The following is a 26,389-nucleotide window of genomic DNA, read 5'->3' on the forward strand; positions in this document are numbered from 1 at the left end:
TGGTGAGCGGCCGCGGCGGCCTGTTCTGGTGAGCGGCCGCGGCGGCCTGTTCGCCGGCCCGGACCAGCACMTGTTCAMCAACCTGCAGYTGTACAGCACSGGCYTGCGCTACAACMTCAACCCGGACTGGACCGTCAGCACCAGCTACAGCTTCAGCAAGGTCTCGCGCAGCCGCAACGAGACCTCCTTCGTGCTCGCCAACGTGAACGGCGACTACGAGGACTTCCGCTACGACGGCACGCAGGGGCATCAGTTCAGCCAGTGGACGACCATGGTCGAGGGCAAGTTCGCCACCGGTCCGTTGCGCCACCAGCTGGTGGCAGGCACGGCGTGGCAGGAGCAGATCGACCGCTACAGCACCGGCTCTGACGTGTACTTCTCGCTCGGCTCCGGCAACCTGGCGCTGCCCAACACGCGTACCTACTACTCGCAGGGTGGCTTCAGCCAGTACCGCGCCAGCGATATCTCGCAAATGGCGCTGTTCGTGAGCGACACCATCGAGCTGACCGAGAAATGGTCCGTGCTCGGCGGCGTGCGCTACACCAACTACGAGCAGAACGGCTATGCGCGCGGCGGGGCCACCACCTCGAGCTACAGCAAGAACGGTGTTGTCACGCCGACCGTCGCCCTGATGTACAAGCCGCTGCGGAGCACCACGCTGTACGCCAGCTACGTGGAGTCGCTCGAAGGCGGCACCACCGTGGACACCATCTACGCCAACGCCGGCGCGCAGCTCAAGCCGATCCGCAGCAAGCAGTACGAACTGGGCGCCAAGACCGACCAGGGCAGCTGGACCGGCACCGCCGCGCTGTTCCGCATCGAACGCGGCGCGCAGTACGCCAACAGCGACAACGTGTTCGTGCAGGACGGCTTGTCGATCTACCAGGGCGCGGAGCTGGCCAGCGCCGCGCGCGTGGGGCAGTTCGAACTGGGCGGCAGYGCCATGTACCTSGATAGCTGGTACGCGCGCGGCGCCGATTTCAACGGCAACCGCGTGGCCGGGGCGCCGAACTTCGTGCTGGCGGCGCGGCTGGCGTACTACGTGCCGTTCGTGCCGGGCCTGCGCGTGGGCATCGACGGCAAGTACACCGGCACCACCAAGCTGCGCCCGGCCGGCGACATCACGCTGGCCGGCTATACCGTGTTCAACCTCGGTGCCAGCTACGTCACCCGCGTGGCCGGCAAGGAGCTGACCTTGCGCGCGGCCGTCAACAACCTGACCAACAAGCGCTACTGGGGCTTCCAGTACGCCGACTACATCCAGCCGGCGGATCCGCGCAGTGTCAGCGTGAGCGCCAGGCTGGCGTTCTGACCCGCATCGGAAGCGGGCTGGCCGCCACGCGCAGGCGTCCAGCCGGCTGAACCACCGATGCCGGCCGGCCCTGGGGCAGGCAACTAGGCGACCTGGAAGCGCCCGGCCGCCTGTATCAGGCCGCGGGCCTGGTCCTGCAGCGAGCCGGCCGCCGCGGCCGCTTGCTCGACCAGGGCAGCGTTTTGCTGCGTCACGTGGTCCATCTGGCTCACGGCCTCGTTGATCTGTTCGATGCCGGCCGCCTGCTCGTGCGTGGCGGCGGTGACTTCGGCCATGATGTCGGTCACGCGCCTGACGCTGTCGACCACATCGTCCATGGTGCGGCCCGTCTGCGCCAACAGGTCGTTGCCGATCGCCACCTTCGAGGCCGAGTCGTCGATCAGCACCTTGATTTCCTTGGCGGCGGAGCCCGAGCGCTGGGCCAGGCTGCGTACCTCTTCGGCCACCACCGCGAAGCCCCGGCCTTGCTCGCCGGCGCGGGCTGCCTCGACCGCGGCGTTCAACGCCAGGATGTTGGTCTGGAAGGCGATGCCTTCGATCACGCCGATGATCTCCACGATCTTGCCCGACGATTCGCTGATGGTGCCCATGGTATCCACCACACGGGATACCAGCGAGCTGCCGCGCCCCGCCTACCTTATCGGATCATCGGTAGCGCCACTTCCCCCCCGCTGAAGTGGGGTTCAGCCGCGGTGCATGCGGCCGTGCGATGACGGCCGGGAAGGGGGCCGGGCCGGGTTTGCCTGCCGTGCTGCCTGGCTCCGCGGCTCCGTTCGGTGGCGCACGGAACCTGACCATGCCAGCCAACAGACTTCCCGCTGGAGGCCGGCACCGGGCATCCCCCGTCCGGTCGTGAGTTCCCGCTCGCGATGTCATCCAGGAGAGACGCGCCATGCCAGCTTCCTCGTCCGTTCTACGTCGCGTCGTACCAGCGATGCTTGTGTGGCTGGGCTTCGCGGGCGGCGCGCAGGCCTACGAGATGGACTTCCACTACGGCCTGACCTACTGGCTGGCGGGGCAGGCAGGCTTTGACGGCGGCGACAGCCGCCTGATCGCAGCCGGAGACGAGCGAAGCGATACGGGCATGCTCGATGCGGTCCATGCGATGCTCTACTCGCTGTGCGTGCGTCACGACCAGACGGCCAGCGCGCTGACCCGCGAACTGCACTTCCGCTCCCAGCACCCGCCGCCGGCCGAGCCGGCAAACCGGGTGGTCGATGCCAGGCAGCCATTCGCCGCGATCGCGGTCGAAGCCGTCACCGGCGAGCATGGCAGCGAGGCCGGCGACCGGCTCACGCGCCTGGGACAGGCGCTGCACGGCTGGCAGGACAGCTTCTCGCACGGCGGCGAGCCCTCGACAGGGCCGTGCGACAGGCTGCTGATGTGGGCGCATCCGGCTGCCAAGGGCGGCGCGCTCTCCCACGACGCCGACCTCACATACAAGTACCCGGACCAGTGCCGTAGCGCTGCCCGCGCTACCTTCGAGCGTCTGCTGGCATACCGCCGCGCACAGCGCCTGCCGAAGGGCAAAGCCACCTGGGACCGGCTGGAACCGCGGGTCGACGTGTTCTGCCATGCCGCGACCAAGGCCGACAAGGCCGGGTGGCTGAAGGGCGAGGGCGTGCCGGATCCGGATGCCATCGTGCGCGGCCTGTCCTTGAACGATGGTGGCGAGCCGCAGGAAGGTCCCGCCTTTTACCGCGGCGCCCGCGTCCCGCTGGCCGAACCGCGCGCGGTCACGCAGCTCGACGCCTCGGTCAATGCGCTGGCCGAGCAAGCCGCGCGCCAGGCCCGCGCGGAGGTGGACAAGGACGAAGCGCAATGGGTCGAGCGCTTCATGCAAGCCTGGCTGACCACCTCGGTGGCGGAGCTGGGGCCGGTGCTCTCGCCGTTCTTTGGTGCCGGCGCCAAGATGAGCGCCGAAAGCCCCCCGATCCGCGCGCTCGCGCGGCTGCGCCTGCGCGATCGCGGGCTGGCGAACGATCCCGGCTTGAAGCGCCAGGCCGATGGCGGCGGAAGTCCGGTGTACGTCACTGCATCACCGGCAGACTGGCGCAGCCTGCTTGTCAGGCCACGCAGCGGCGAGCAGGCGATATTCGTCGCCCACGCCGCGGGCCGCGATTCTCCGCTGGTGGCGATCGCCGTCCTCGAGCATGCACCCTACGATGTGCTGATGCTCTGGGCCGCGCGCGACGGCGCTTCGCTGATCGTCAAGCAGCTGGAGGTGTTCCCGACGCACTGAGGGAATCCGTTTGCCTGCGGTGTGTCGCCAGGGGACAGACCGGAGAATGACCTGCGAAAGGCCGGCGTTGCGCCAGGGCAGGGCGGCGTACCCTGCCGGATGGACAAGCACGTGGTTTCGGGCAATGCTTGCGCTCGTTGTCCGCAGCCTCGGGATGCTGCCGGACCGGACGCTGATGAAACGGAATTTCCCATGCCGAAGCTAGCCACTGCCCTCCTTGCCGCGCTTCTCCTGTTCCTTTCCGGCCAGCCGGCACAGGCCGCCACCTGCACCCCCGACATCACCGAGCTGCACGTCAGCGGCGCGTCCCAGTGCCTGGTGATGCGCCGGTTCGGCTCCGATGCGCCGGAAGTGATGGTGATCTGGCTGCACGGGGACCTTTCCACGGGCGGGCCGGCCAACTACCAGTTCGCTGCCGCCGAGGCGGCAACGAAGGAACTCGGTGGCAACGTGGCGTCCATCGCCCTGGTGCGTCCGGGCTATCCGGACGGCAGCGGGAATGAGTCGACCGTCGCGTTCAGCCATAGCGGGCGCGCCGATCATTACACGCGGGAGAACGTCACCGAGGTCGGCACGGCGATCGAGCGTCTGCGCGAGCGGTTCAGGCCCCGGCTCGTGCTGGTGGTCGGCCACTCGGGCGGCGCTGCGACTGCCGCGATCCTGCTCGGGCTGAAGCCCAGGCTGATGGACGGCGCGGTGCTGGTTTCATGCCCCTGCGACACCGTGGCCTGGCGCAGCGGACGCCGCGCATGGAGCCGCAGCGAGAACCCGATGGCCTGGGCGGGCAAGGTTGACGCCGGCGCGAAGGTCGTCGCGCTGACCGGCGCCAGKGACGACAACACAGCGCCGGACCTCGCCCGCAGCTACATCGATGCGCTCGCGCAGCGCGGGATCAACGCTTCGTTCCGGCTCCTGCCGGACGACACCCACAACAGCGCGTTCCGCTCGCCCGAGGTCCTCAGGGCGCTGCAGGGCATGATCGCGGCCAGCTAGCCTGGCGATGCGAGGCTGCTTGCCGGGCAGGCCGCGGCCGCACGCCGGATAGCAAGCCCGGGTAGGATGTGGGCGGTCTCAACGGCAACAATGGAATGCAACGATGGAACTCAACCTGAAGGACAAGCTCGTCGTCGTGACGGGCGGCAGCAAAGGGATCGGACTGGCGTGCGCGCGGGCATTCGCCGGTGAAGGGGCGCGCGTCGTCATCGTCTCCAGGGATGCGGCCAATGTCGAGCGCGCGCTGGCCGGGCTCGCGCAGGAGGGCATCCAGGCCCATGGCTACGCCGCCAACCTGTCGGCGTACGAGGACGCCACGCGCGTGGTCTCGGAGATCGAAGGCGCGCATGGCCCGGTCGACGTGCTGATCAACAGCGCCGGCGCGGCGAAGCGCTACGAGCCGGAGGCGCTCGACGGCAACGCCTTGCGGGCCGGCATGGAAGACAAATACTTCCCGGTCGCCAACGCGCAGGAGGCGGTGCTGGCCCATATGCGGCCGCGCGGCAGCGGCGTGATCGTCAACATCATCGGTTCCGGCGGCAAGATGCCGACGTCCACCCATATCTCCGGCGGCGCGGCGAACGCTGCCTTGATGTTGTCCACGGTCGGCCATGCGGCGCACTAYGCCGCGCTGGGCATCCGGATCAACGCGATCAACCCGGGCTACACCCTGACCGGGCGAGTCGAGCAATCGCTGGCGCTGGAAGCCAAGCGGCTGGATATCAGCCGGGACGAAGCGTTTGCCCGCGGATCTGCGGAGGTGCCGCTGGGCCGCTATGGCCGTCCGGAGGAAGTCGCCGATGCCGCGTTGTTCCTGGCCAGCGACCGCGCCAGCTACATCGTCGGCGCGATCCTGTCGGTCAACGGCGGCCGCAATCCGGTCATCTGAGCCTGTGCCAGCGAGCCCGCCCGGCTGTGCCGCGGCGGGCGGTTCCGGGGGTTTGAACGCGCTTCTCCATGGGGAGGGCGGGGTTGGCGTCACGAAAGGAGGTAATTCCGCCTCATGTTATATGACATCACATAATAACGAGCCAGATTTGGGTCGAGCCTCCGGTGGAACCGATTTCAGCTCTCAGGTGGATGGTGCGTAATATTTCAGTTTGATTCCCCCGTGAATTTCAAAATTAAAGGCCTGTATAGCCACTTTAAACGCCGATAGTTGGTAGCGATTCAATAGATCTTGACTGTCTTCATCCACTGCACTAGCCTTCATGTCATAAGACAACTGATGACGATAACGACGAGACACCGCATGAAGGCCAACATCCTGCAGTTGAATCCGATCCTGATTCCCGAGATCAATGACAAGCTGGGCACGCTCTACACCGTGCACCGGCTGTTCGAGCAGGGCGACAAGGACGCCTACCTGCGCGAACACGGCGCCTCGATCCGCGCGGTCATCACCGGCGGCCACACCGGCATCGGCAGGGCGATGATGGAGCAGTTGCCTGCGCTCGAGGTGGTGGCGGTCAACGGCGTCGGCACCGATGCGGTGGACCTGGCATATGCCCGCGCGCGCGGCCTCCCGGTGACAGGCACCTTCGGCGCGCTGACCGAGGACGTCGCCGATCTCGCCGTCGGGCTGCTGATCGCCACCTGCCGGGGCATATGCCCGGGCGACCGGTTCATCCGCAACGGCGACTGGGTGCGCAATCCACAGCCGAGCGCGATTCCGCTGGCGCGCCGCGTCAGCGGCATGCGCGTCGGCATCGTCGGCATGGGCCGGGTGGGCCGCGCCATCGCCACCCGCCTGGCGGCGTTCGGCTGCCCCATCGCCTACACCGACCTCAAGGCGATGGCGGATGTGCCCTACACCTTCGTGCCGGACCTCGTGCAATTGGCCGCGAAGAGTGACGCGCTGGTGCTCGCCGCCGCCGCGGACAAGGCCGAGGGCATCGTCGACGCGGCGGTGCTCGACGCGCTGGGCACGGGCGGCTACCTGATCAACATCGCACGCGGCCGGCTGGTCAAGGAAGACGACCTCGTCGCGGCGCTGACGTCCGGGCGCATCGCCGGTGCCGGCCTGGATGTGTTCGTCGACGAACCGAACGTGCCCGAAGCGCTGCTGGGGCTGGACAACGTCACGCTCCAGGCGCATCGCGCCAGCGCCACGCACCAGACGCGCACGGCCATGGGAGAGATGGTCCTGGCCAGCATCGCGCAGGCGCTCGCCGGCCAGCGGCCGGAGTTCAGCCTGACTACCTGACCGGCCGACGCCCCGGCAAAAACCGGCACGGTCGGCAAAACAGGTAAAGCAGCCATAACAGGCAAAATCGAGAGAACAGGAAACACCGGCAACGCCGGCAACATCGGCAATATCGGCAATATCGGCAAGATCAAAAAACAGATATCAGGAGACAGTAATGCGAATCACCCATCTGGCGGCGGCCGCCGTCACCATGCTTGCGGCCGGCCTGGCCGGCGCGCAATCTTATCCGTCGAAACCGATCACCATCGTGATCGGCTCCAGCCCCGGCAGCACCACGGACGGCCTGGCCCGCGCCATGGGCGCCCAGATCACCAAGGAGACGGGGCAGGCGGTGGTGGTCGACAGCCGTCCCGGCGCGTTCGGGGGCATCGCGGCCCAGCTGGTCGCGCGCTCGGCTCCGGACGGCTACACGCTGTTCATGACCACCAACACCACGCAGGCCGCGAACCCGCACCTGGTCAAGAATCTTCCCTACAACCCCATCAAGGATTTCGCGCCGATCGGCCAGGTAGTGCAGGGCTACATGCTGATGGTCGTGAACCCCGGCGTGAAGGCCAGGACCGTGCCTGAGTTCATCGCGCTGGCGAACTTCGGCTGGGCGTGGCCGGCTATGACTTCGGCTACTGGAATGCGCTCTACGCGCCCGCAGGCACGCCGGCGCCGGTCATCAACCGCCTCAACGAGCTGATGCGCAAGGCCATGGCCACCGAATCGATCCGTCACTACGTGGCGGACAACGGCATGGAGGTCAAGGTGTCCTCGCCGGAGGAGCTCGCGAAGTTCCAGCTCGCGGAGCTGGAGCGCTGGGGCAAGATCATCAAGGTCGCCGGTATCGAGCCAGAATAAGGCGCGCTCCGTGCGGCATGCGGCTGGACGGCGCGCCTCGCGTCGCTCAGGGCACCGCCGCCGCGTTCCTGAGCGCGCGCTCCACGGCCCGGATGGCGATCAGGCGCTTGGTGGCATCGGCGCTCTGTGGCGCAAGCGTCAGCATGGCCGCCGAGAGGGCGTCGTGGAAGCCCGCGGCGTCGAGCCGCTTGCCGGCGATGGCCGCCTCCACCGTGGTGAGCCGCCATGGCCGGTGGGCTACCCCGCCCAGGGCTATCCTTGCCTGCGTGATCTTCTGGTTCTGGAGCGCCACGGCGGCCGCCACGCAGACCAGCGCCGACTGGTAGGCTGCGCGGTCGCGCACCTTGAGGTAGATGCTGCGTCTGGCCAGCGCGCTGCGCGGAACGACGATTCTCATCAGCAGCTCTCCCGGCTTCATGTTGTTGTCGCGCTGGGGCGTGGTGCCGGGCAGGCGGAGAAAATCCGCCGCCGCCAGCGTGCGCTCGCCGCTCGCGCCGCGCAGCACGACCTGCGCGTCCAGCGCGGCCAGGGCGACCGCCAGGTCGGACGGGTGAGTGGCGATGCATTGGCTGCTGCGGCCGAACAGCGCGAACGCGCGGGTGGCGCCCGCGGCGAGCGCGGCGCAGCCGCTGCCGGGTGTGCGCTTGTTGCAGGCCGCATCGACGGCACCGTTGCGGAAGTAGACGCAGCGCGTACGCTGCAGCAGGTTGCCGCCCAGCGTGCCGGCGTTGCGGGTCTGCGGCGAGCCGCTTTGTTCCAGCGCCATGGCGATCGCCGGGCACTCGCGCACCACGTCGGCGTGGGCTGCCACGTCGCTCATGCGCGTCAGCGCGCCAAGCACCAGATCGGTGGCGGTGAGCTCGATCTGGCCGAGCTCGGCAATGCCGCTCAGATCGACCAGCGTGCCGGGTGCGCAGACGCCTTCGCGCATCAGGTTCAGCAACTCCACGCCGCCGGCGATGCACATGGCGTCGCCCGCCGCGATCGCCGTCAGGGCGTCCGCGACGCTGGTGGCGCGTACCCACGCGAACGCGCGCACGTCAGGTCCCGCCGTCGCGGGCGTAGGCCAGTACCGCCGCCACGATATTCGGATAGGCGCCGCAGCGGCACAGGTTGCCGCACATCCAGGTGCGCACTTCGTCTTCGGTGCCGGCATGGCCTTCGGTTACACAGGCCAGCGCCGACATGACCTGGCCGGCGGTGCAGTAGCCGCACTGGAAGGCATCCTGCTTGACGAACGCGCGCTGCAGGGCGTGCAGCTTCGTCGCCGATGGCGCCACGCCCTCGATGGTCTTGACGGCATGCCCGTCCGCCATCACCGCCAGCATCAGGCAGCCGAGCACGCGCCGTCCGTCCACATGCACGGTGCAACTGCCGCACTCGCCACGGTTGCAGCCTACCTTGGTGCCGTACAGCCCCAGGGTATCGCGCAGCGTGTCGGCGAGGGTGGCGCGGGTATCGACGCTGAGCTCGTGCGGAGCGCCGTTGACAGTCAGGTGGATCGTGGCGATAGCCATGGCGTGCCTCTCCAGCGCTTCAGTTCAGCAGGTCGTCGATGCGGATCGGCAGGCGGCGCACGCGCACGCCGGTGGCATGGTAGACCGCGTTGGCGATACCCGCGGCCAGGCCGACGATGCCCAGCTCGCCCACGCCCTTGCTGCCCAGCGGATTTGCCTTGTCGTCCACCTCCTTGACCAGCAGCACGTCGATCTGCGGCACGTCGGCGCAGGTGGGAAGCAGGTAAGACAACAGGCTGGCATTGACAAAGCCGCCCGCAACCGAATCGGCCGGCGAGTCTTCCAGCAGCGCCATGCCGATGCCGCCGACGATGCCACCGGCCAGCTGGCTCCTGACCAGCATCGGATTGACTACCTGCCCGACGCCGAACGCGCTGACGACCCGGCTCACGCGCGGCACCGGCAGCCCGGGGTCCACCACGACCTCGACGAAATGCGCACCGAAGGACAGCATCGGCCCCGGCGGCGTAGCCGGTGGCGCGGCATTCGCGGCGGCCTCCAGCGTGGCCCCGCCACTGGCCGCGATGATGGCTTCGAGCGCGACGCCGCTCTGGGGCGTGGCCTTCAGGAACGCGCGGCCGTCGGCTGTGTCCATGTCGGCCGGGGCTGCGCCTGACAACACGGTGCCCGCTTGCGCAGAGGCGGCGGCCAGYAGCTTGCCCTGCAGGTCACGGCTGGCCGCCAGCACGGCTGACCCGACGCTGGCCAGCGTGCGCGATCCGCCCGAGACGGTGGTCTTCGGTAGCACCGTATCGCCGATCTCCACGCGCACGCGCGCCAGCGCCACGCCCACGCCGTCGGCCGCGATCTGCGCCAGCGCGGTGCAGATGCCGCCGCCCATCTCGTGCGTGCCGCTCTTGACCGTGACCGTGCCGGTGCCATCGATGCCCACGCTGGCGGAGGCGGCCGAACGGTTGACCGGATAGGCGGCGCTCGCCATGCCCCAGCCGATGCGCTGCCCCTGCGCATCGTGCATCGATCCCGGCGCGCTGGTGCGTGCCGACCAGCCGAAGCGCTGCGCGGCCATCTCATAGCATTGGCGCAGRCTGTTCGAGGTCCATGCCGCGCCCGAGACCGGGTCGGTGCTGGCGAAATTCTTCACCCGCAGCGCCACGGGGTCGATGCCAACCGCCACCGCGAGTTCGTCCATGGCCGACTCCAGCGCAAAGAAGCCGGTCGCTTCGCCGGGGGCGCGCATGGTGGTGGGCGTGGGCAGATCCAGCCGGACCAGCGCGCGGCTGACCTGGCCGGTGGGGCAGCGGTAGATCATGCGCGTGCGCGAAGTGGCCGGCTCGACAAAGTCGTCGTTCATCGAGGTGGTGGTCTTGGCGGCATGCGTGAGCGCCTTCAGCGTGCCGTCGCTGGCCGCCTGCAAGGTCAGGTGCTGCTCGGTATGGGGGCGGTGCCCGACCATCGAGAACATCTGGTTGCGCGAGAGCGCCAGCACCACCGGCTTGCCTACCATCTTCGCGGCAACGGCGGCCAGCAGCACATGCGGCCATGTGAGCCGCTTCGAGCCGAACGAGCCGCCGACGAATTTCGATTGCACGCGGACCTTGGCCACCGGCATGCCGAAACAGGCCGCCACCATGGCCTGCACGCCGCGTATCCACTGCGAGCCATCGTGCAGCGTCAGCGCGGCTCCGTTCCATGCGGCAACCACGGCGGGGCGCTCCATCGGGTTGTGGTGCTCGAAGGGCGTGACATAGGTCTGGTCGATGGTCACGTCGGCCGCGGCGGGGGCAGGGCCGTTGTCCGGCACATCGGCAGCCCAGCGGAAGTTGTGCAGCGGCGAGGCCGCGGGCCGGGCCACCGGCTGCGCGGCCGGCTCGAGCACTGCCGCCTTCGGCGTGTAGCGCACCTGCAGGCAGTCCGCCGCGTATTCGGCGGCCTCGCGGCTGGTGGCGACGACTACCGCAATGGCCTGGCCCAGGTGGTCGACAYGGTCATCCTGCAGCGGCAGGCGGTGCTGCCCGGCGGAGTCGGGGAACGGGTCRGCCGCATGGAGCGCGAGGCAGTTCGACGAGGTGATGACTTCCAGCACGCCAGGCACCGCGCGCGCGGTGGTTTCGTCGATCGACAGGACACGCCCCTTGGCAATGGCACTGGCGCGGATGACGGCATGCACGGCATCGGCCGGCGCGGTATCCGCGGCGTATTTCGCATGCCCGGTAACCTTGGCGTGGCCATCGATGCGCGGTACTGATTTGCCGACTGACTTCATTGGCTAACCTCCCACATCCGGAAAGGACTCTAGTACATGAACCGGCCGCCTTCAATGGCGCGTTACGGTTGTGCGTTACGGTTGTGCGCTACGGTTGATGTCTGCTTTGCGGCGACATAGGCTATCTACGCCACAGCAACGCGCAGAGCGCGCAAAGGGGAAGCCATGAGCGACGAACTCGATTTCCGCAAGGAGCTGGCGCGCCAGCTGCTGTCGTCCGGCATGACGGCCGCCGATTTCGACAACCATCCCACCGTGGCGACCACGCTCGCGGCCGCGCCGGGGCTGGCCGCACACCCGCAGATCGCCTTCCCGGCCGCGCTGCGCCCGACACCGGTGCCACTGGCCACCATCCCCGATCTGAACGACCCGCTGCCCAAGGCCGACGTCGTGGTGATCACCTGGACGGTGGATGAAACCATGGCGCTCGGTGATGTGATGACGATCGGCAGCAAGCGCGTGCTGTGCATGAAGTCGGAACTCCACCTCAACCAGGACGGCGTCACCACGCCGCCGGCGGGCAGCCCGCACAAGGCATCCCTGCCGATCAGGGACCTGCTCCACCAGATCATCGACGAAACGCAGGCGAAGCTGGTGATCACCACGGGCACCGCGGGCGCGGTGTTCGCGCAGCACGACCTCGGCGACGTGATCGTTACGCGCGGCGCGAAATTCCGCCTCAAGCAGGAGTTCCGCGACAGCCCGTTCAACGACAAGGTCTACAAGTCGGACTGGCAGGTCAAGACCACGCACTTCGCCAAGGCCGTGGAGCTGATGGCCGGCTTCAAGGAGCAGATCGCCGAGCCGGAGTTCCTCCCGCCCACGATCAACTACGCACCGCTGGACAACCTGCCCAAGCCGGTGCGCAAGAACGATCCCGACATCAAGCTCGACGGCAGGGAGCTGCCGGCCTTCCATCCCATTCTCACCACCGACTACTTCGAGTTCGGCACGTCGCTCAACCACCTCGACCAGATCGGCAGCGCGGTGGAGATGGGCGATGCGGTGCTGGGCATGGTGGTGGAAGAACGCGCCGCCGCCGGCAAGTCCACGCCACACTGGCTGGTGGTGCGCAACTGCTCGGACCCACAGATCAACGGCAAGCTGCGCAACAAGCCGGCCAAGCAGAGCCTGCAGGCGATGTGGGCGGTCTACTACTACGAGGGCTTCGGCTACTGGACCAGCATGAACAGCGCGCTCGCGTGCTGGGCCGTGATTGCCGGGCTGTAGCGGCACGGGCGGGGCAGGGCGGCCCTGCTAGCCGCCCACGCGGATCACCAGCGCGTAGTTCTGCTTCGCCAGCGCAATGGCGTGGGCCACCACCGATACGGTGACGCTGCCGGCCGGGATCTGATTCCATTCCACTTGCTCCACATTGTTGACGCGGTCGAAATCCGTGGCGCCCAGGGCCATGTTGCCGTGCCACTCGCGCCCGCCCGCCACGACCACCAGGTCGAGGTCGCTCTGCAGCCCTTCGCCGGGCGGATCGGTCCATACCAGCGTGACCTTGAGCCTGCGCGCGCTGGCGGCGATGGTCACCTCGTAGTCCTCGCGYTCGCCGGTGTCGAGCCGGGTGGCTTCGTCAAAGAACTGCAGCGTCTCGTGGTCCGCGTAGGGGCCGGTCACCGCCTGCAGGTCGACCCTGCCGAAGCCCTGGTTGTTGTTCGGCACGGCCCCGGCCTCGGAAGGCGAGTATTGCCCGGCAAGCGGGCGTGCGCCGTTGATGATCAGCGCCTTGACCAGCGCCGCGCTGGGCTTGCGCAAGCGGTGACGGGTGCGCAGGAACTGCCGCACGACGGCTGCGCATCCGGCCACCAGCGGGGTGGCCATGCTGGTGCCGCCGTCGAACATGTAGAGCGGATCGCCCGACAGGCCCCAGCCTTCGGACCTGGTCGCGCGCGAGCGGGTGGACAAGATGTACGTGCCGGGCGCCACCACGTCCGGCTTGAAGCGAAGGTCCATGGTCGGGCCGCGGCTGCTGAACGCGACCATGCCTTCCGGGTTGTTGGCGAGCCGGTCCGACTTGATGGGATTGGTCGGGAAATCGGCCGGCCAGCCGGCGCCGTAGGTCATCTTCATGGCCGGGCGGTCGTTCTCGCTGGCACCGATGGTCAGGCAGTTCTTGGCGGTCCCGGGCGGCGGGACCGAAGACGGGTTGACCTGGCCGTTGGCGTCGCTGTCCGTGCCCGCATTGCCGGCGGCGAAGCAGATCAGCATGTCGCGGTTCTTGTAGACGAATTCATCGACTTCATGCGCCTGCGGATCGTACTTGCCGAAGTTGCCCTGGCTGCACCACGAGTTCGTGTGCACGCGCGCCTTGTGGGTCTTGTAGGGCGGCAGGAACAGATCGTTCAGGTCGCCGGGCAGGCCACCCAGGCCTGACTGGCTGTCCAGCACCGACTGGAGCACCAGCCTGGCGCCGGGGGCCGCGCCGCAGATGGCGCCGTCCGTGCTGGACACGCCGTCGCCAAGCACGGAGCCTGCCACGTGCGTGCCGTGCCCGTCGGGATCGTCCTTGCGCCCGGGCCGGCCCAGCGCGTACAGCGCCTTGACGCGGCCCTTGAAGGCAGGGTGCACATTGGTCGTGGAGCCTTTGTCGAAGCCGGTATCGGCCACCGCCACCACTTCGCCATCGCCGCGCAGCGCAGCGGGGTCGGCCGCGGCCGGGGCGCGCAGGATGGTGCGCGCGATATTGTTGGCCAGCCGGCGCGGGAATACTTCCTCGACGTGGCGCACCGGGTCCAGCGCCGCGACCTCCGGCAGGCGCCGGCGCTTGAGCGTCACGCGCAGCTTGTGCCCGGCCACGGTCACCGCGGATACGTCCAGGTGCGCGGCGGCGGCAACCAGCTTGTGCGCTTCGGCCACCCTGGCGTTCCGGTGCAGCACCACGTCGACCGTGACGCGCGAACTATCGAGCTCGGCCGGCGGCGCCAGCGCGGCCGCCGCCACGGCAACGCCGCCGGGCTGCGGCGCCACCCGGCGCAGCGACGGCGAGAGCTTGACCACGTTGGGATACAGGTCGGCCCAGTCGACGAACGGCAGTGCCCGCACCCTGGCGAGGCTGGTCTTCGGGAAGTAGCAAACCAGCCCGCCGCCCGGCACCGCTTCCAGGACCTCGGCGCCGGCGCGCGCCAGTTGCTGCTTCTGTGCGGCATTCATCGGGGCATGGGGCACCACGACGATGTAGTCGGTCGTGCTGGCGTTCTCGTTGGCCAGGGAGAACGCCGCCAGGGTCTCCCTGGGTGCCGACGTGTCGATCGCGATGCCGTTGATCGTGATGGAAGCCATCGTGTTTTTCCTCCCTCGTCACGCCGGTGCCGCAGGGCAAGGCCCGTCGCCGACATGCCGGCGCGCTGTCTATGCAGTTCTAGTCGCTGAGGCGCCGCTCCGTATTGAATTTTTCTTTTTTCAGCTGAAATGCAACAACACGACGACGGCCGCCGGGGCAGGGCGGGGCACGATGCCTGGCGCGTCAGGCCTGCGTCAGCGCCGCCTCAGCGGTAGCTGCGCGCCCTGTCGCGCAACGTTGAGGAATGCCTGGAGAATTTGCGATTGATCGTCGCGGCGGTACAGGCAGCTCAGTTCGATGTCCTTCAGTACACGCGACCTGAGCGGCTTATAGACCACGCCCGGCAGCCGCAGGTTCGATGCCGACTCGGTCGTCACGCAAAGCCCGAAGCCCCCGGCAACCAGGGCGACGGCGGTGACCACGTCCTCCACCTCCTGCTCGATCACCAGTCGCACGCCCTCGCTGCGAAACGCTGACATGACCTCCTGGGCCAGTCCCGGCAGCGGTGCATTGGGATAGAGGATCATCGGCTCGCTGTCGAGATCCTTCAGCGTCAGCACCGGCTTCTTGCCCAGGCGGTGGTGTTCCGGCAGCGCCACCAGCATGGTTTCGCGCAGCACGGTCTCGACCATCAGGTCCGGCTCGTTCGGTACCAGCCGATTGAACCCCACCGTGATGCGGCGCTCGCGCAGCGCTTCGATCTGTTCGGCCTTGCCCATGTTGTGCAGGCCGATCCGTACCTCCGGCCGTGCCTTGTGAAAGCGCGCCAGCAGCACCGGAATCACGTTGAGCAGGCCCGAGCCGAAGATGCCGACGTCGAGCCGGCCGATCAGGCCCCGTCCCGCGCGCTGCGCCTTTTCGCTTGCCCGCCGCGCCATGCTGAGCACATTGGGCACCTCCTCGAGCAGGGCCGTGCCGGCTTCCGTCAGTTCCACGCCCTTGGCCGTGCGCACGAACAGCGCGGCGCCGAGTTCCTCTTCGAGCGCGTGGATGTGGCGCGTCAGCGGTGGCTGGGCCATATGCAGGCGCGCAGCCGCGCGGGTGAAATTGCGCTCCTCCGCGACCGCGAGGAAGTAACGCATCTGTTTGAGATCCATGGGAGGTCCGCGTGTTGGGAGGAGATCAGGAAGGGCAATACCGGATCGGTATGGTATCGGAAAAAAATAGTATTAGACCGTATAGGGCTGACTGGCCGATGATCCACATCAGCGCAGGGGCAGAAGTCCCGCGAAGCACCAGACTGGAGACAAGCCATGCCCACCGGCCTCACCGCCGCCCCCCCGCCCTGCCAGGGGCCGGACCGCAACCTGCGCATGCCGGCGTTCCGCATGCCCCGGGGCGCCGTGGACTGCCACGCCCACGTGTTCGGCCCGCAGGCGCAGTACCCTTTTTCCGAAGAGCGCAGCTACACGCCGGAGGATTGCACTGTCGAACAATACGAGGCCTTGCTCGCCACGCTGGGCATCGACCGCTGCGTGATCGTGCACGGCGGCGCGCACGGCACGGACAACCGTGTCACGCTGGACGCCATCGCACGCATGGGAAAACGCGCACGCGGCGTTGCGGTAATCCGGCCGGGACTCGGGCGAGCCGCGCTGCAGGCAATGCACGACGGCGGCATGCGCGGCTGCCGGATCTCCACCGTCGTGCGCGGCGGCGCCCGTTTCGAACACCTGGAGGCGTTGGCGCAGGAGACCCATCCGCTCGGCTGGCATCTGGTGCTGCATCTGCACGAGTCGAAGGAGTTGTGCGACCTGGCGCCGCGCCTGATGGCATTGCCCAACCCGTTCGTCGTCGATCATCTCGGCCATGTGCTTGGCGACGAGGGCGTGCAGTCGGCGGGATTCGCTGCGCTCATGGGCCTGCTGGAGGGAGGCCGCTGCTGGGTCAAGCTCGCCAGCCTGTATCGCTCGTCGTCGCAGGCATATCCGCACCTGGACATGCTGCCGATGATCCATGCCGTGGTGCGCGCGTATCCCGACCGCGTGATCTGGGGCAGCAACTGGCCGCATCCCATCTACAAGGGGGCGATGCCCAACGATGCCGACCTCGTCGACCTGATTCCGCTCTGGGTGCCTGACGCGGACCAGCAGCGGCGCATGCTCGTGGACAATCCGGCGCGCCTGTACGGCTTTGACGACTGACCGCAGGACAAGATTCAGACAGGAGACAGAAATGCCTTTGCGCATCACCAGTACCCGCCCGGGCCGTTCGCCATGGCGGCGTCTCGCCGCCTGGCTGTTCGCCGGCACCGCCATGCTTGCCGCCGGCGCCGCCGCCGCACAGAGCTTCGACAAGCCGGTCACCATCGTCGTGCCGTTCCCGGCGGGCGGGACCACCGACATCGTCGCGCGCGCCCTGGCCGTCGGCATGGGCGACGCCCTCAAGCAAACAGTCATCGTCGACAACCGCGCGGGCGCTGGCGGCAACGTCGGCGCGGAGATCGTCGCGCATGCCAAGCCGGACGGCTACACGCTGCTGGTGACCACCGCCGGCCCGCTGAGCATCAATCAGTATCTTTACCGCCGGCTTGGCTATGACCCCGCCAAGGACTTCGCGCCCGTGGGCCTGATCGCCACCGTGCCCATCATGCTGGTGGCCAATACCGGGCAGCCTTTCAAGACGCTGCCGGAGCTGATCGCCTACGCCAAGGCGCATCCGGGCAAGCTTTCCTACGGCTCCCAGGGCAACGGCACGACCAGCCACCTCACCATGGAACTGCTCAAGAGCCGCGCCGGCATCGACCTGCTGCACGTGCCGTACCGCGGCAGCTCGCCCGCGGCCACGGATCTGATGGGCGGCAACGTGCAGGTGATGTTCGACAATTCGCCGGCAACGCTGCCGTTCGTCGAGGCCCAGCGGATGCGGGCGCTGGGCGTGGCCACGCCCGGCCGCGTGCCGGCGCTCAAGAACGTCCCGGCGATCGCCGAGACCGTGAAGGGCTTCGAGTCCATCGCCTGGTTCGCCATCGTCGCACCGGCGGGCACGCCCGCCAACGTAGTGCAGGCGCTCAATGCCGCGATGAATGCCACGCTCAAGCGGCCGGAGGTCAAGGAAAAATTCGCGGCTTCGGGCGTGGAGCTCGGCGGCGGCACCCCCGAGGTGCTGGCGCGCTTTATCAAGAGCGAGAGCGCGAAGTGGGGCACGGTCATCAAGACGGCCGGCGTGCACCTTGACTGACCCGACCCGCCCTGACCGGCCCACCCCCAGACCAGGAATGAACCTGATGACTATCGATGCTTCCGTCCTCCGGGACCTGGCGCCGCACGGCCGCGTACGTGCTGCGATCAACTTCGGCAATGCCGCGCTCGCGCAGCGCGATCCGGCCACCGGCGCGCCGGGGGGCATCTCGGTCGCCATGGCCTATGCGCTGGGCGAGCAGCTCGGACTCGAGACCGAACTCGTGCCCTACGATGCCGCGGGCAAGGTCACCGATGCCCTCGCCGACGACGCCTGGGACGTAGCCTTCCTGGCGGTCGACCCCGTGCGCGCCGACCGCCTGGCGTTCTCGCCGGCCTATGTGCAGATCGCTGCCTGCTACATGGTCCACGCCGCTTCGCCGCTGCAGYGCCCGCAGGACGTCGATGCGCCGGGCCGCAGCGTGGCCGTCGGCAAGGGGGCCGCCTACGACCTGCACCTGACGCGGACCTTGAAACAGGCGCGGATCGAGCGCCGGCCCACGGCCGCCGAGGCCTTCGCGCTGTTCGAGTCCGCGCCGCTCGACGCCGCCGCCGGCGTGCGCCGCGTGATCGAGCAATACGCGGCGACGCGGCCGCACCTGCGCGTGATGGCCGACGACTTCCTGGCGATCGACCAGGCGCTGTGCCTGCCGCGCGGCCGCGAGGCCGGTGCCGCCTGGTTGCATGACTTCGTCGAAGCCATGAAGCGCAACGGCTTCGTGGCCGACGCGCTCAAGCGCGCCGGCAAGACCGATATCRCGGTGGCGCCGCCCGCCGCCTGAATTCCACTCCATAGCGAAAACCTTCATGCCGATCGTACAGATCACCCTTATCGAAGGTCGCGACGAAGCGACCGTCAAGCGCTGCATCCAGGAGGTGGCGCGCACCGTGCACGCCACGCTCGGCGCGCCGCTGGAGAGCATCCGCGTGCTGGTCAGCCAGTTGCCCGCCACGCAGTGGAGCGTGGGCGACCGCACCAAGGACGAGATCGACGCTGCGCGCGCCGCCAGGGAGAACCCATGACACCCCAGCAACAACAAGCCGCCGCGCTTGCGCTGCGCGAGGCCGCGCGCACCGGCGAATGGATCGCTCCGCTGCGCGAGCAGTACCCGGGCATCGACGCCGAGGCAGCCTATGCGATCCAGCGCATCAACACCGAGGCACGCGTGGCTGGCGGRCATCGCATCGTCGGTCGTAAGATCGGCCTGACGGCACGCGCCGTGCAGGCGCAGCTCGGCGTGGACCGGCCCGACTTCGGCACGCTGTTCGACGACATGGGCTATGGCGATGGCGAGCCGGTTCCGGTGTCGGCGCTGCAGCAGCCGAAGATCGAAGCGGAAGTCGCCTTCGTGCTGGGCCGCGACCTTGACCTCGAGCGCGCGGGCCTGGTGGACGTGCTCGGCGCCATCGAGTACGCGTTGCCGGCGCTGGAGATCGTCGGCAGCCGCATCGACAACTGGAATATCCGGTTCGTGGACACGGTGGCCGACAACGCATCCTCGGCAGCCTACGTGCTCGGCACCACGCCGAAGACCTTGCAGGCATTCGACGCGCGCCTGTGCGGCATGGCGCTGATGCGGCGCGGCGAGCCGGTTTCGACCGGCGCGGGCGCCGCATGCCTTGGCAATCCGCTCAACGCGGTGGTCTGGCTGGCGCGCACGATGGCCGCGCTTGGCAGCCCGCTGCGCGCCGGCGATCTCGTGCTGTCCGGCGCGCTCGGCCCGATGGTGCCGGTGCAGCCCGGCGACGTGTTCGATGCCCATATCAACGGCCTGGGCAGCGTGAAGGCCGTATTCGAACCGGAGAACGCGCAATGACCTCGCTGACATCGATCCAGGATCTTGCTGCAATGCTGGACGACGCCGCCGCCGGCGCGACCGCCGTGGCGCAGTTCGATGCCGATGGCACGCTGTCGCTCGCCGACGCCTACGCGATCCAGTCGGCCGCGGTGCGTCGCCRCGAGGCGCGCGGCGAGCGGCGGGTCGGCGTGAAGATGGGCTTTACCAGCCGCGCCAAGATGATCCAGATGGGGCTGTCCGACGTGATCTGGGGCCGCCTGACCAGCGGCATGCAGGTGGAGGAGGGCGGGGCGGTCGATTTCTCGCGCTACGTGCATCCGCGCGTCGAGCCGGAGCTGGCGTTCGTGCTGAAGAAGCCCCTGGCCGGCGACGCGACCGCTGCCGAGGCGCTTGCCGCGGTGGAGGCGATCGCGCCGGCGCTCGAGATCATCGATTCGCGCTACCGGGATTTCAAGTTCACCTTGCCCGAGGTCATCGCGGACAACGCCTCGTCGAGCGGCTTCGTGATCGGCGCCTGGCACGATCCGCACCGCGATTTCGGCAACCTCGGCCTGGTGCTGTCGATCGACGGCCGGGCGGTGCAGGTGGGCTCCACGGCGGCGATTCTCGGCCATCCGCTGCGCTCGCTGGTGGCCGCGGCGCGCGTCGCCGCAGCCGCCGGCGAGCCCCTGCAGACAGGCTGGCTGGTAATGGCCGGCGGCGCCACGCAGGCCGAATGGATCCGGCCGGGGCAGTACGTCTCGGTCGATATGGAAGGGCTCGGGCATGCAGGCTTCCATGTATCGCCGCCAGAAGGAAAACAAGCAAAAACCGCAAACTGAAAGTCGCCATCATCGGGCCGGGCAATATCGGCACCGACCTGATGTTCAAGGTGATGCGCAATAGCCGGCACCTGGAAATGGGCGCGATGGTCGGCGTGGACCCGGCCTCGGATGGGCTGGCCCGCGCCAGCCGCCTTGGCATCGCCCCACCGCCGCGGGCATCGACGAAGCGCGCCGATGCATGCCGAGTGGCCGATGCAGCCCATGCGACGCCAATGTACGCGCGTCCGGCCCAGCCCGCTCGTTCATATTAAGACCTTGGGAGACTTAAGTTCTCCCTATTCCGTCTTGGACAGGCTCAACTTGCGATCCTAGACTGCCTTCACTCAACTCACTTCTGGAGAGCAGTCATGAGCATCAAAGACAAGTTGCCCGCCGGCAGCGTCCTCGGTTTCGGTACCGCCCCGCTGGGCAACATGTTCCGCGATATCCCCGAAGCCGAAGCCGCCGCCACCGTGGACGCCGCCTGGGAACACGGGATCCGCTACTTCGACACCGCGCCTTTCTACGGCGCCGGCCTGTCCGAGATCCGCCTGGGCCAGGCCCTGGCCAAGCGCAACCGCAATGACTATGTGATCAGCACCAAGGTTGGCCGCCTGATCCTGGACGAAGTCGAAGACGCCAGCGCGCGCGATCTTGGCGAAAAAGGTGGTTTGTTCGCCACCGGGCGTCCTAACAAGCTGGTCAACGACTATTCGGCCGACGCCACGTTGCGCTCGATCGACGACAGCCTGAAACGACTGGGCACCGATCGCCTCGATATCGTCTGGGTGCACGATATCGCGCAGGACTTCTATGGCGACGAATGGTTGTCCTACTTCGAGACTGCCCGCAAGGGTGCCTTCCGCGTGCTGACCCGGCTGCGCGAGGAAGGAGTCATCAAGGCCTGGGGCCTGGGCGTCAATCGCGTCGAACCGCTGGAGCTGACGCTGGACCTGGCCGAAGCGCAGCCTGATGGCTTCCTGCTCGCCGGGCGCTACTCGCTGCTGGATCACGAGCGCGCCCTGCAGCGCCTGATGGCGGCGGCCGCCGCGCAGAAGGTCGAGATCGTCGTCGGCGGCCCCTACAGCTCCGGCATCCTGGCCGGCGGCACGCATTTCGAGTACCAGAAGGCGCCGGCCGACATCGTCGCCAAAGTCGAGCGCATCAAGGCGATCGCCCGGCGCTACCAGGTCGGCATCAAGGCCGCCGCCCTGCAATTCGCACTGGCCAATCCCGCCGTCGCCGCGGTAATCCCGGGGGCGAGCCGTCCCGAGCGCATCGCCGAAGACATGGCCGCGCTGTCGGAGCCGATCCCCGCTGGCTTCTGGCGCGAAATGCGCGAGCAAGGCCTGGTCGCGCCCAATGCGCCGCTTCCCATCGATCTCGCCTGAGGAGCCAACATGGCACAAGCTTTTGCAAGCATCACGCTCGCGGTCCCGGCAGACCAGGTATGGCAACGGATCGGCGGCTTCGATTCGCTGCCGGACTGGCTGCCCTACATTCCCAGGAGCGAGTTGAGCGAGGGCGGCCGCGTGCGTCGCCTGGCCAATCCCGACGGCAATGCCATCGTCGAGCGGCTCGAGGTATTCGACAACGCGGCGCGCAGCTACACCTATTCGATCCTCGAGGCGCCGTTCCCCGTGACCGGCTATCGCTCGACGCTGCGCGTGCTGGAAATCCCAGGCGAGCAGGGCGCGCAGGTCGAATGGTCCGGCCAGTTCACGCCGGTTGGTGTGAGCGATGAGGAGGCGTCCGCCCTGTTCGGCGGTATCTACCGGGACGGCCTGAAGGCGCTCGAAGCGTCGTTTGGCAGCAGCAGCGACAGCGCTTCGTCTTGAAGGCCATCGACGGCCTAAGCCGGTACTGCGTCGGCTCCGGGCCGGGCACGTCGCGCGTGCTGTTCCGGCGCGGCGAATGATCGTCTCCCCGCCACGCCTTTCCTGGCGCGGCGGGGAAATCATTGCAAGGCATGCTTCATGCAATATGCGGAGATGAAGATCCGCAGATCGCGGCACGGTCGGGCGTTGCAAGTTGAGCCTCGACGGGACATGATCAGGAAAAAGTTAAGTCTCTAGAGGTCTGAGATGCTGGACATTCGCCAACTCCACTATTTTGTCGCCGTCGCCGAGGAAGARCACGTCGGACGGGCGGCGGAGCGGCTGCACATCTCGCAGTCGCCGCTGAGCAGGCAGATCGCGCAACTCGAGGAAAAGCTGGGGTTGACGCTGTTCGAGCGCTCCCAGCAGCGCATCCGCCTGACCACGGACGGGCGCACATTCCTGGCCGAAACGCGCGCCTTCCTCACCCATGGCAACCGGCTGGAGTCACTGGCCCGGCGCCTGGGGAAGGGGGACGAGGGCGGGCTGTGCATCGGGTATCTCGAATACGCCATGCATTCCGGCGTGCTGCCCAATGCCTTGCGCGAACTGCGGCAGACGCGCCCGAACGTGCATATCGCGCTCTACAACCATCCCTCCGCGGCGCAGATCGAAGGACTGCGCCAGCGCAGCCTGGACATCGCCCTGGTATGCGAGCCGCCGCCTCCGGACGACCCGGACCTGGAGTCCGCACAGGTGCTGAACGACCCGATGCTGCTTGCCATTCCCGAGGGACATCCGTTGGCAACGGCGCAGCGCTTCACGCCGGACGACCTCGCGGCGCAGAAGTGGATTGGCGTGATGCACAGGGAGAGTGCCCTGCGGCACGACACCTTCATTGCCGCCTGCGCCAGGGCCGGCTTTACGCCGTCCATCACCATGGAAGCCACCGAGCCGCTGGCAGCACTGGGACTGGTGGCAGCAGGCCTCGGCATGACCATGATCCAGCAGAGCCTGCGCCACCAGGCGCCGGACGGGGTGGTCCTGCACGAACTGTCGTGGTTCACCTACCGCACGCCGTTGTGGGCGGCGTGGCACAAAGTCAATCTGCGGCCCCTGGTGGAGATTTTCCGCAAGACCCTCATCAGGACGAGCGCCGAGATCACCGGTCCGGCGCACCAGCCGGCGGCCGCTCCTGAGGCAGCGTTGGCGATCGGCAAATAGCCCGCGCTTGCGGCCGCGAGCCCGGCCCCCGCCGTCTCGAATAAGGTCTTGGATGGTCCGCGACGCATCCTCGCGGACCGGCTCCGGGGCAATTCAATCTGCGCTCGCTGAGATGTTGCCCGCTTTGATCGCCGCATCGGTATTCGGGCTCCGCTGGCCGCCCCGGGCGCCGATCCAGTGTATTGCGGAAGCGATGAGTCCAAGCACGATTCCAAATGCGACGATGCCCGTCCAGCCGAAGCGAGTCATGAGCCAGCCGCTGATCACCGTACCGAGGGCGCCGCCGAAGAAGGTAGCGGTCATGTAGAGGCTGTTAATGCGGCCCTGCGCCTTCGGATCAACGGCGAAGGCGCGCGTCTGGTTGGACACAAGGCCTGACTGCACGCCAATATCGAGCACGATGACACCGATAACCAGAAGGGCAAGCGAGGAATCGGCGCCGGCGAGAAGCACGTACGCAAGCGTCACTATGCCGATACTGGCCCCAATGACGCTGCGCGACCCCAACCGGTCAGTGGCGCGACCGCCGAGTGAAGCGGCAAGTGCGCCAGCCGCGCCAATGATGCCAAAGCCGCCCGCCCAGGCACTACCAAGGTGCCACGGACCGCTTACGAGGAGCGCGGCCAGATTCACCCAAAACGCATTGAAGCAAGCCCACAACAGCGCCTGGATGATCATCGATTCCCGGATCGGGCGATTGTCCCGCGCCAGCGGCCAGAGCGACGCGAGCAGGCGTCCATAGGACAGATTCGTGGTGGGCCGACCCCGCGGCAGCAGCGATGCGGCGGCGATCCAGACCGGGATCATGAACGCCGCTTCCACGCCATAGACCGCGCGCCAGCCATAGGCCGCGCCGACCACGCCACTGATCGTGCGGCCAAGCAGGATGCCAACCATGATCCCGCTGACGACCGTCCCCACCGAGCGCCCACGCTCGCTTGGCGGCGACATGACGGCCGCGAAAGGCACGAGCTGTTGCGGCACGCAGCTGACAATGCCAAGACCAAAGGAAGCTGCGATCAGCGCCCAGACACCGGGGGCGAGCGCTGCAACCACGGCAAAGCCGAAGGCGAGCGCGATCTGGCCGAGTACCAGCTTGCGACGGTCGAAGCGGTCGCCCAGAGGCAACAGAAGCGCCAGCCCCGTTGCGAAGCCAAGCAACGCAGCGCCGGCAACGAGATCAACCGTTGTCACGTCGAGGTGCAGGTCCGACGCGATCAACGGCAAGATCGGCTGTGTGCAATAGATGTTGGTGATCACCGCGCCCGCGATGATTGCCATCATCACGATCTTGCTACGGGACGCCATCGCAGGCGCGTGCGGACTGTCGGGTGGGTTGGATGGGTTGCTCACGGCACTCTCCTTTCATTCTCGAGATACTAGGTTCGTAAGTTACCTCCTTGCATCTGAAAAGAGAATCCAGCAAAATTGAGAGTCATCCTTCCATCAATTGATAGAATCGATAGAATCAGATGAACCTTTTTGACTCCATGTCTCTGCTCATCGCGGTCGCCGATTCGGGCAGTTTGTCCGCCGCCGCGCGTCGCCTCGGCGTGCCGCTGGCAACAGTCAGCCGCAAGATTGGGGAGCTGGAGGCACATTTAAAAGTCCGTTTGCTTCACCGCACGACGCGCAAGCTTTCGCTGACGGAAGCCGGGGATTCATACGTGGCCGCCTGCAGGCGGATTCTCGAGCAAATCGGAGAGGCCGAGCGCGCTGCGACCGGTGAACATTCCTCGCCCAGGGGCGAGCTCGTCATCACGGCTCCTGTCACTTTCGGGCGCTTGCACGTCGTGCCGGTCGTTGCGGAATTTCTCGCGCAATATCCGGAGATCGACATCAACCTCGCGCTCACGGATCGCGTCGTGCATCTGATGGACGAGCACGCCGACGTGGCGGTCCGGATTGGTAAATTGCCCGATAGCACGCTCATGGCGACGCGAGTCGGAGTCGTCCGCCGGGTCGTATGTGCAAGTCCGGCATATCTGGCAACTCACGGCGTGCCGGCCGGACCGCGCGATCTCGCCGGGCATAAATGCATTACCTTCGAGGTTCTCGCGTCCATGCGCGCCTGGGTTTTTGGATTCGGCAAGTCCGAGTTATCCGTGCCCATTCATTCGCGGCTTGCAGTCAATACCGCGGAGGCGGCTATTGCAGCCGCGATACTCGGCGTTGGACTGGTACGTGTGCTGTCCTACCAGGTTGCGGATGCCATACGTAATAAGACACTTTGCATCGTGCTCGAGGAATTCGAGTCGGCGCCATTGCCAGTCAGTCTTGTGCATAAAGGACAAGCGCCGCTGCCGTTGAAGTTGCGTGCCTTCCTGGACTTCGCGACACCACGCCTGCGAACGCGCGCAGCGCAGAGTGCACCCGTCCCGCCGCCACATGACTGATGTCGGATGGGCATGGCGCCCGGCATTTCTACGACGAAGTGCCGGGCGCACTGGGTGTTGAGCGAGTCATGGACCTGGACACGCCGTCGCTCTGGGGATGCCGCTTCGCTCCTGCGTAACTTGCCGGATGCCTGCGCTGTTGCCYGTCACGAGGGCCTGCCGTAGGAAGGCGTGCCGGCGGCTTCGGGCCTCGATGCACCCTCGATGTGGCCATGGTGGCACTTTTTGGTTTTTTCCAGAAAAAACTTGCAAGCTCGGTGTGGAACCCTTAGTATTCGGTCCCCCGCAGCAGGAAATATTGCGGCGAATCAAGCAGGGAAAATGATTGCCTGGGTCGGCGAAGGTAATTAGTCGAGGTGAGCGAGGTTTTTGAAAAAAAGAAATTTCRCAAAAAACTCTTGATTTAATTACTAAGTTTCTTCATAATCTCGTTTCTCTGCTGCTGACAACAAAGCAGCGACGCGGTAAGCAAAGCGAACCGCGGCAAGTTCTTTAACAAACAAACAACCGATAAGTGTGGGCGCTTGATAGCGGATGCC

General features: G+C 67.3%; 24 protein-coding genes and 2 pseudogenes. 19 read left to right on the forward strand and 7 right to left on the reverse strand.

What is annotated here, in order from left to right; genetic code table 11:
* The coding region (locus tag AC1DO7_RS31555) for a TonB-dependent siderophore receptor (RefSeq protein WP_477116983.1) at window positions 1-1,312 on the forward strand (1,312 nt) is incomplete at its 5' end.
* An 83-nt stretch (window positions 1,313-1,395) separates the two neighbouring features.
* Here the strand turns inward: AC1DO7_RS31555 and AC1DO7_RS31560 are convergent.
* Window positions 1,396-1,944 (reverse strand): annotated as a pseudogene (locus AC1DO7_RS31560) (methyl-accepting chemotaxis protein); the annotation flags it as partial.
* A 260-nt stretch (window positions 1,945-2,204) separates the two neighbouring features.
* Here AC1DO7_RS31560 and AC1DO7_RS31565 point away from each other — a divergent pair.
* The 6 genes from AC1DO7_RS31565 to AC1DO7_RS31590 all read left to right on the forward strand — a co-directional run bounded on the left by AC1DO7_RS31565 (window position 2,205) and on the right by AC1DO7_RS31590 (window position 7,602).
* The gene (locus AC1DO7_RS31565; protein ID WP_441620224.1) at window positions 2,205-3,554 is read left to right on the forward strand and encodes a hypothetical protein; all 1,350 of its coding nucleotides are present in this window, start codon (window positions 2,205-2,207) and stop codon (window positions 3,552-3,554) included.
* Between the two features lie 192 nt (window positions 3,555-3,746).
* Window positions 3,747-4,547, forward strand: coding sequence for an alpha/beta hydrolase family protein (locus AC1DO7_RS31570; RefSeq protein WP_477116984.1), 801 nt, complete (start codon window positions 3,747-3,749; stop codon window positions 4,545-4,547).
* A 103-nt stretch (window positions 4,548-4,650) separates the two neighbouring features.
* The gene (locus AC1DO7_RS31575) at window positions 4,651-5,436 is read left to right on the forward strand and encodes an SDR family NAD(P)-dependent oxidoreductase (RefSeq protein WP_441620220.1); all 786 of its coding nucleotides are present in this window, start codon (window positions 4,651-4,653) and stop codon (window positions 5,434-5,436) included.
* A 363-nt stretch (window positions 5,437-5,799) separates the two neighbouring features.
* On the forward strand, window positions 5,800-6,753 hold the full coding sequence (locus AC1DO7_RS31580; RefSeq protein WP_441620218.1) for a 2-hydroxyacid dehydrogenase: 954 nt from the start codon (window positions 5,800-5,802) through the stop codon (window positions 6,751-6,753).
* 157 nt (window positions 6,754-6,910) lie between these two features.
* The gene (locus AC1DO7_RS31585; protein WP_477116985.1) at window positions 6,911-7,444 is read left to right on the forward strand and encodes a Bug family tripartite tricarboxylate transporter substrate binding protein; all 534 of its coding nucleotides are present in this window, start codon (window positions 6,911-6,913) and stop codon (window positions 7,442-7,444) included.
* Window positions 7,357-7,602 (forward strand): tripartite tricarboxylate transporter substrate-binding protein, encoded by a 246-nt coding sequence (locus tag AC1DO7_RS31590; RefSeq protein WP_477116986.1) that lies wholly within the window; start codon window positions 7,357-7,359, stop codon window positions 7,600-7,602. Before AC1DO7_RS31585 ends, AC1DO7_RS31590 begins: the two co-directional genes overlap by 88 nt.
* 46 nt (window positions 7,603-7,648) lie before the next feature.
* On the opposite strand, the gene AC1DO7_RS31595 is transcribed toward AC1DO7_RS31590, so the two are convergent.
* Genes AC1DO7_RS31595 through AC1DO7_RS31605 form a run of 3 tightly spaced genes read right to left on the reverse strand, consistent with a single transcriptional unit; the run spans window position 7,649 to window position 11,343 of the window.
* Window positions 7,649-8,641, reverse strand: a complete 993-nt coding sequence (locus tag AC1DO7_RS31595; RefSeq protein ID WP_441620214.1) for an FAD binding domain-containing protein — start codon at window positions 8,639-8,641, stop codon at window positions 7,649-7,651.
* 1 nt (window position 8,642) lies between these two features.
* A complete protein-coding gene (locus AC1DO7_RS31600) occupies window positions 8,643-9,119 on the reverse strand; it encodes a (2Fe-2S)-binding protein (protein WP_441620212.1) in 477 nt (158 codons plus the stop codon).
* A gap of 19 nt (window positions 9,120-9,138) precedes the next feature.
* Window positions 9,139-11,343 carry a xanthine dehydrogenase family protein molybdopterin-binding subunit gene (locus AC1DO7_RS31605; protein ID WP_477116987.1) on the reverse strand — a complete coding sequence of 735 codons (2,205 nt, stop codon included), beginning with the start codon at window positions 11,341-11,343 and terminating at the stop codon, window positions 9,139-9,141.
* A 165-nt stretch (window positions 11,344-11,508) separates the two neighbouring features.
* Here AC1DO7_RS31605 and AC1DO7_RS31610 point away from each other — a divergent pair, with 165 nt between their 5' ends.
* Window positions 11,509-12,573, forward strand: coding sequence for a hypothetical protein (locus tag AC1DO7_RS31610; protein WP_477116988.1), 1,065 nt, complete (start codon window positions 11,509-11,511; stop codon window positions 12,571-12,573).
* 27 nt (window positions 12,574-12,600) lie between these two features.
* Here AC1DO7_RS31610 and AC1DO7_RS31615 read toward each other — a convergent pair whose 3' ends face one another.
* Window positions 12,601-14,631 (reverse strand): S8 family serine peptidase, encoded by a 2,031-nt coding sequence (locus AC1DO7_RS31615; protein ID WP_441620206.1) that lies wholly within the window; start codon window positions 14,629-14,631, stop codon window positions 12,601-12,603.
* 195 nt (window positions 14,632-14,826) lie between these two features.
* Window positions 14,827-15,729, reverse strand: coding sequence for a LysR family transcriptional regulator (locus tag AC1DO7_RS31620; RefSeq protein ID WP_441620204.1), 903 nt, complete (start codon window positions 15,727-15,729; stop codon window positions 14,827-14,829).
* 156 nt (window positions 15,730-15,885) lie between these two features.
* Here AC1DO7_RS31620 and AC1DO7_RS31625 point away from each other — a divergent pair, with 156 nt between their 5' ends.
* The 10 genes and pseudogenes from AC1DO7_RS31625 to AC1DO7_RS31670 all read left to right on the forward strand — a co-directional run bounded on the left by AC1DO7_RS31625 (window position 15,886) and on the right by AC1DO7_RS31670 (window position 23,454).
* Window positions 15,886-16,776, forward strand: a complete 891-nt coding sequence (locus AC1DO7_RS31625; RefSeq protein ID WP_441620202.1) for an amidohydrolase family protein — start codon at window positions 15,886-15,888, stop codon at window positions 16,774-16,776.
* Between the two features lie 31 nt (window positions 16,777-16,807).
* Window positions 16,808-17,812 carry a Bug family tripartite tricarboxylate transporter substrate binding protein gene (locus AC1DO7_RS31630; RefSeq protein WP_477116989.1) on the forward strand — a complete coding sequence of 335 codons (1,005 nt, stop codon included), beginning with the start codon at window positions 16,808-16,810 and terminating at the stop codon, window positions 17,810-17,812.
* A gap of 46 nt (window positions 17,813-17,858) precedes the next feature.
* A complete protein-coding gene (locus AC1DO7_RS31635) occupies window positions 17,859-18,593 on the forward strand; it encodes a transporter substrate-binding domain-containing protein (RefSeq protein ID WP_477116990.1) in 735 nt (244 codons plus the stop codon).
* A 25-nt stretch (window positions 18,594-18,618) separates the two neighbouring features.
* Window positions 18,619-18,834, forward strand: coding sequence for a tautomerase family protein (locus tag AC1DO7_RS31640; RefSeq protein ID WP_441620197.1), 216 nt, complete (start codon window positions 18,619-18,621; stop codon window positions 18,832-18,834).
* Complete coding sequence (gene mhpD / locus AC1DO7_RS31645; RefSeq protein ID WP_441620195.1) at window positions 18,831-19,628, forward strand: 2-keto-4-pentenoate hydratase; 798 nt, start codon at window positions 18,831-18,833, stop codon at window positions 19,626-19,628. The genes AC1DO7_RS31640 and mhpD overlap by 4 nt, the downstream gene beginning before the upstream one ends.
* A complete protein-coding gene (locus AC1DO7_RS31650) occupies window positions 19,625-20,431 on the forward strand; it encodes a 2-keto-4-pentenoate hydratase (protein ID WP_477116991.1) in 807 nt (268 codons plus the stop codon). The genes mhpD and AC1DO7_RS31650 overlap by 4 nt, the downstream gene beginning before the upstream one ends.
* 41 nt (window positions 20,432-20,472) lie before the next feature.
* Window positions 20,473-20,577, forward strand: a pseudogene (locus tag AC1DO7_RS31655) (acetaldehyde dehydrogenase (acetylating)); the annotation flags it as partial.
* A 204-nt stretch (window positions 20,578-20,781) separates the two neighbouring features.
* Window positions 20,782-21,804 carry an aldo/keto reductase gene (locus tag AC1DO7_RS31660; protein ID WP_441620191.1) on the forward strand — a complete coding sequence of 341 codons (1,023 nt, stop codon included), beginning with the start codon at window positions 20,782-20,784 and terminating at the stop codon, window positions 21,802-21,804.
* 9 nt (window positions 21,805-21,813) lie between these two features.
* Complete coding sequence (locus AC1DO7_RS31665; protein WP_441620189.1) at window positions 21,814-22,251, forward strand: SRPBCC family protein; 438 nt, start codon at window positions 21,814-21,816, stop codon at window positions 22,249-22,251.
* A gap of 246 nt (window positions 22,252-22,497) precedes the next feature.
* The gene (locus AC1DO7_RS31670; RefSeq protein ID WP_441620187.1) at window positions 22,498-23,454 is read left to right on the forward strand and encodes a LysR substrate-binding domain-containing protein; all 957 of its coding nucleotides are present in this window, start codon (window positions 22,498-22,500) and stop codon (window positions 23,452-23,454) included.
* A 93-nt stretch (window positions 23,455-23,547) separates the two neighbouring features.
* Here the strand turns inward: AC1DO7_RS31670 and AC1DO7_RS31675 are convergent, their stop codons facing one another.
* Window positions 23,548-24,762, reverse strand: a complete 1,215-nt coding sequence (locus AC1DO7_RS31675; RefSeq protein ID WP_441620340.1) for an MFS transporter — start codon at window positions 24,760-24,762, stop codon at window positions 23,548-23,550.
* Window positions 24,763-24,926: 164 nt separating this feature from the next.
* On the opposite strand from AC1DO7_RS31675, the gene AC1DO7_RS31680 reads away from it, so the two are divergent.
* Window positions 24,927-25,850, forward strand: a complete 924-nt coding sequence (locus AC1DO7_RS31680) for a LysR family transcriptional regulator (RefSeq protein WP_441649943.1) — start codon at window positions 24,927-24,929, stop codon at window positions 25,848-25,850.
* Window positions 25,851-26,389: the final 539 nt, after the last annotated feature.

It is taken from the genome of Cupriavidus sp. 05N40, from assembly GCF_056397305.1.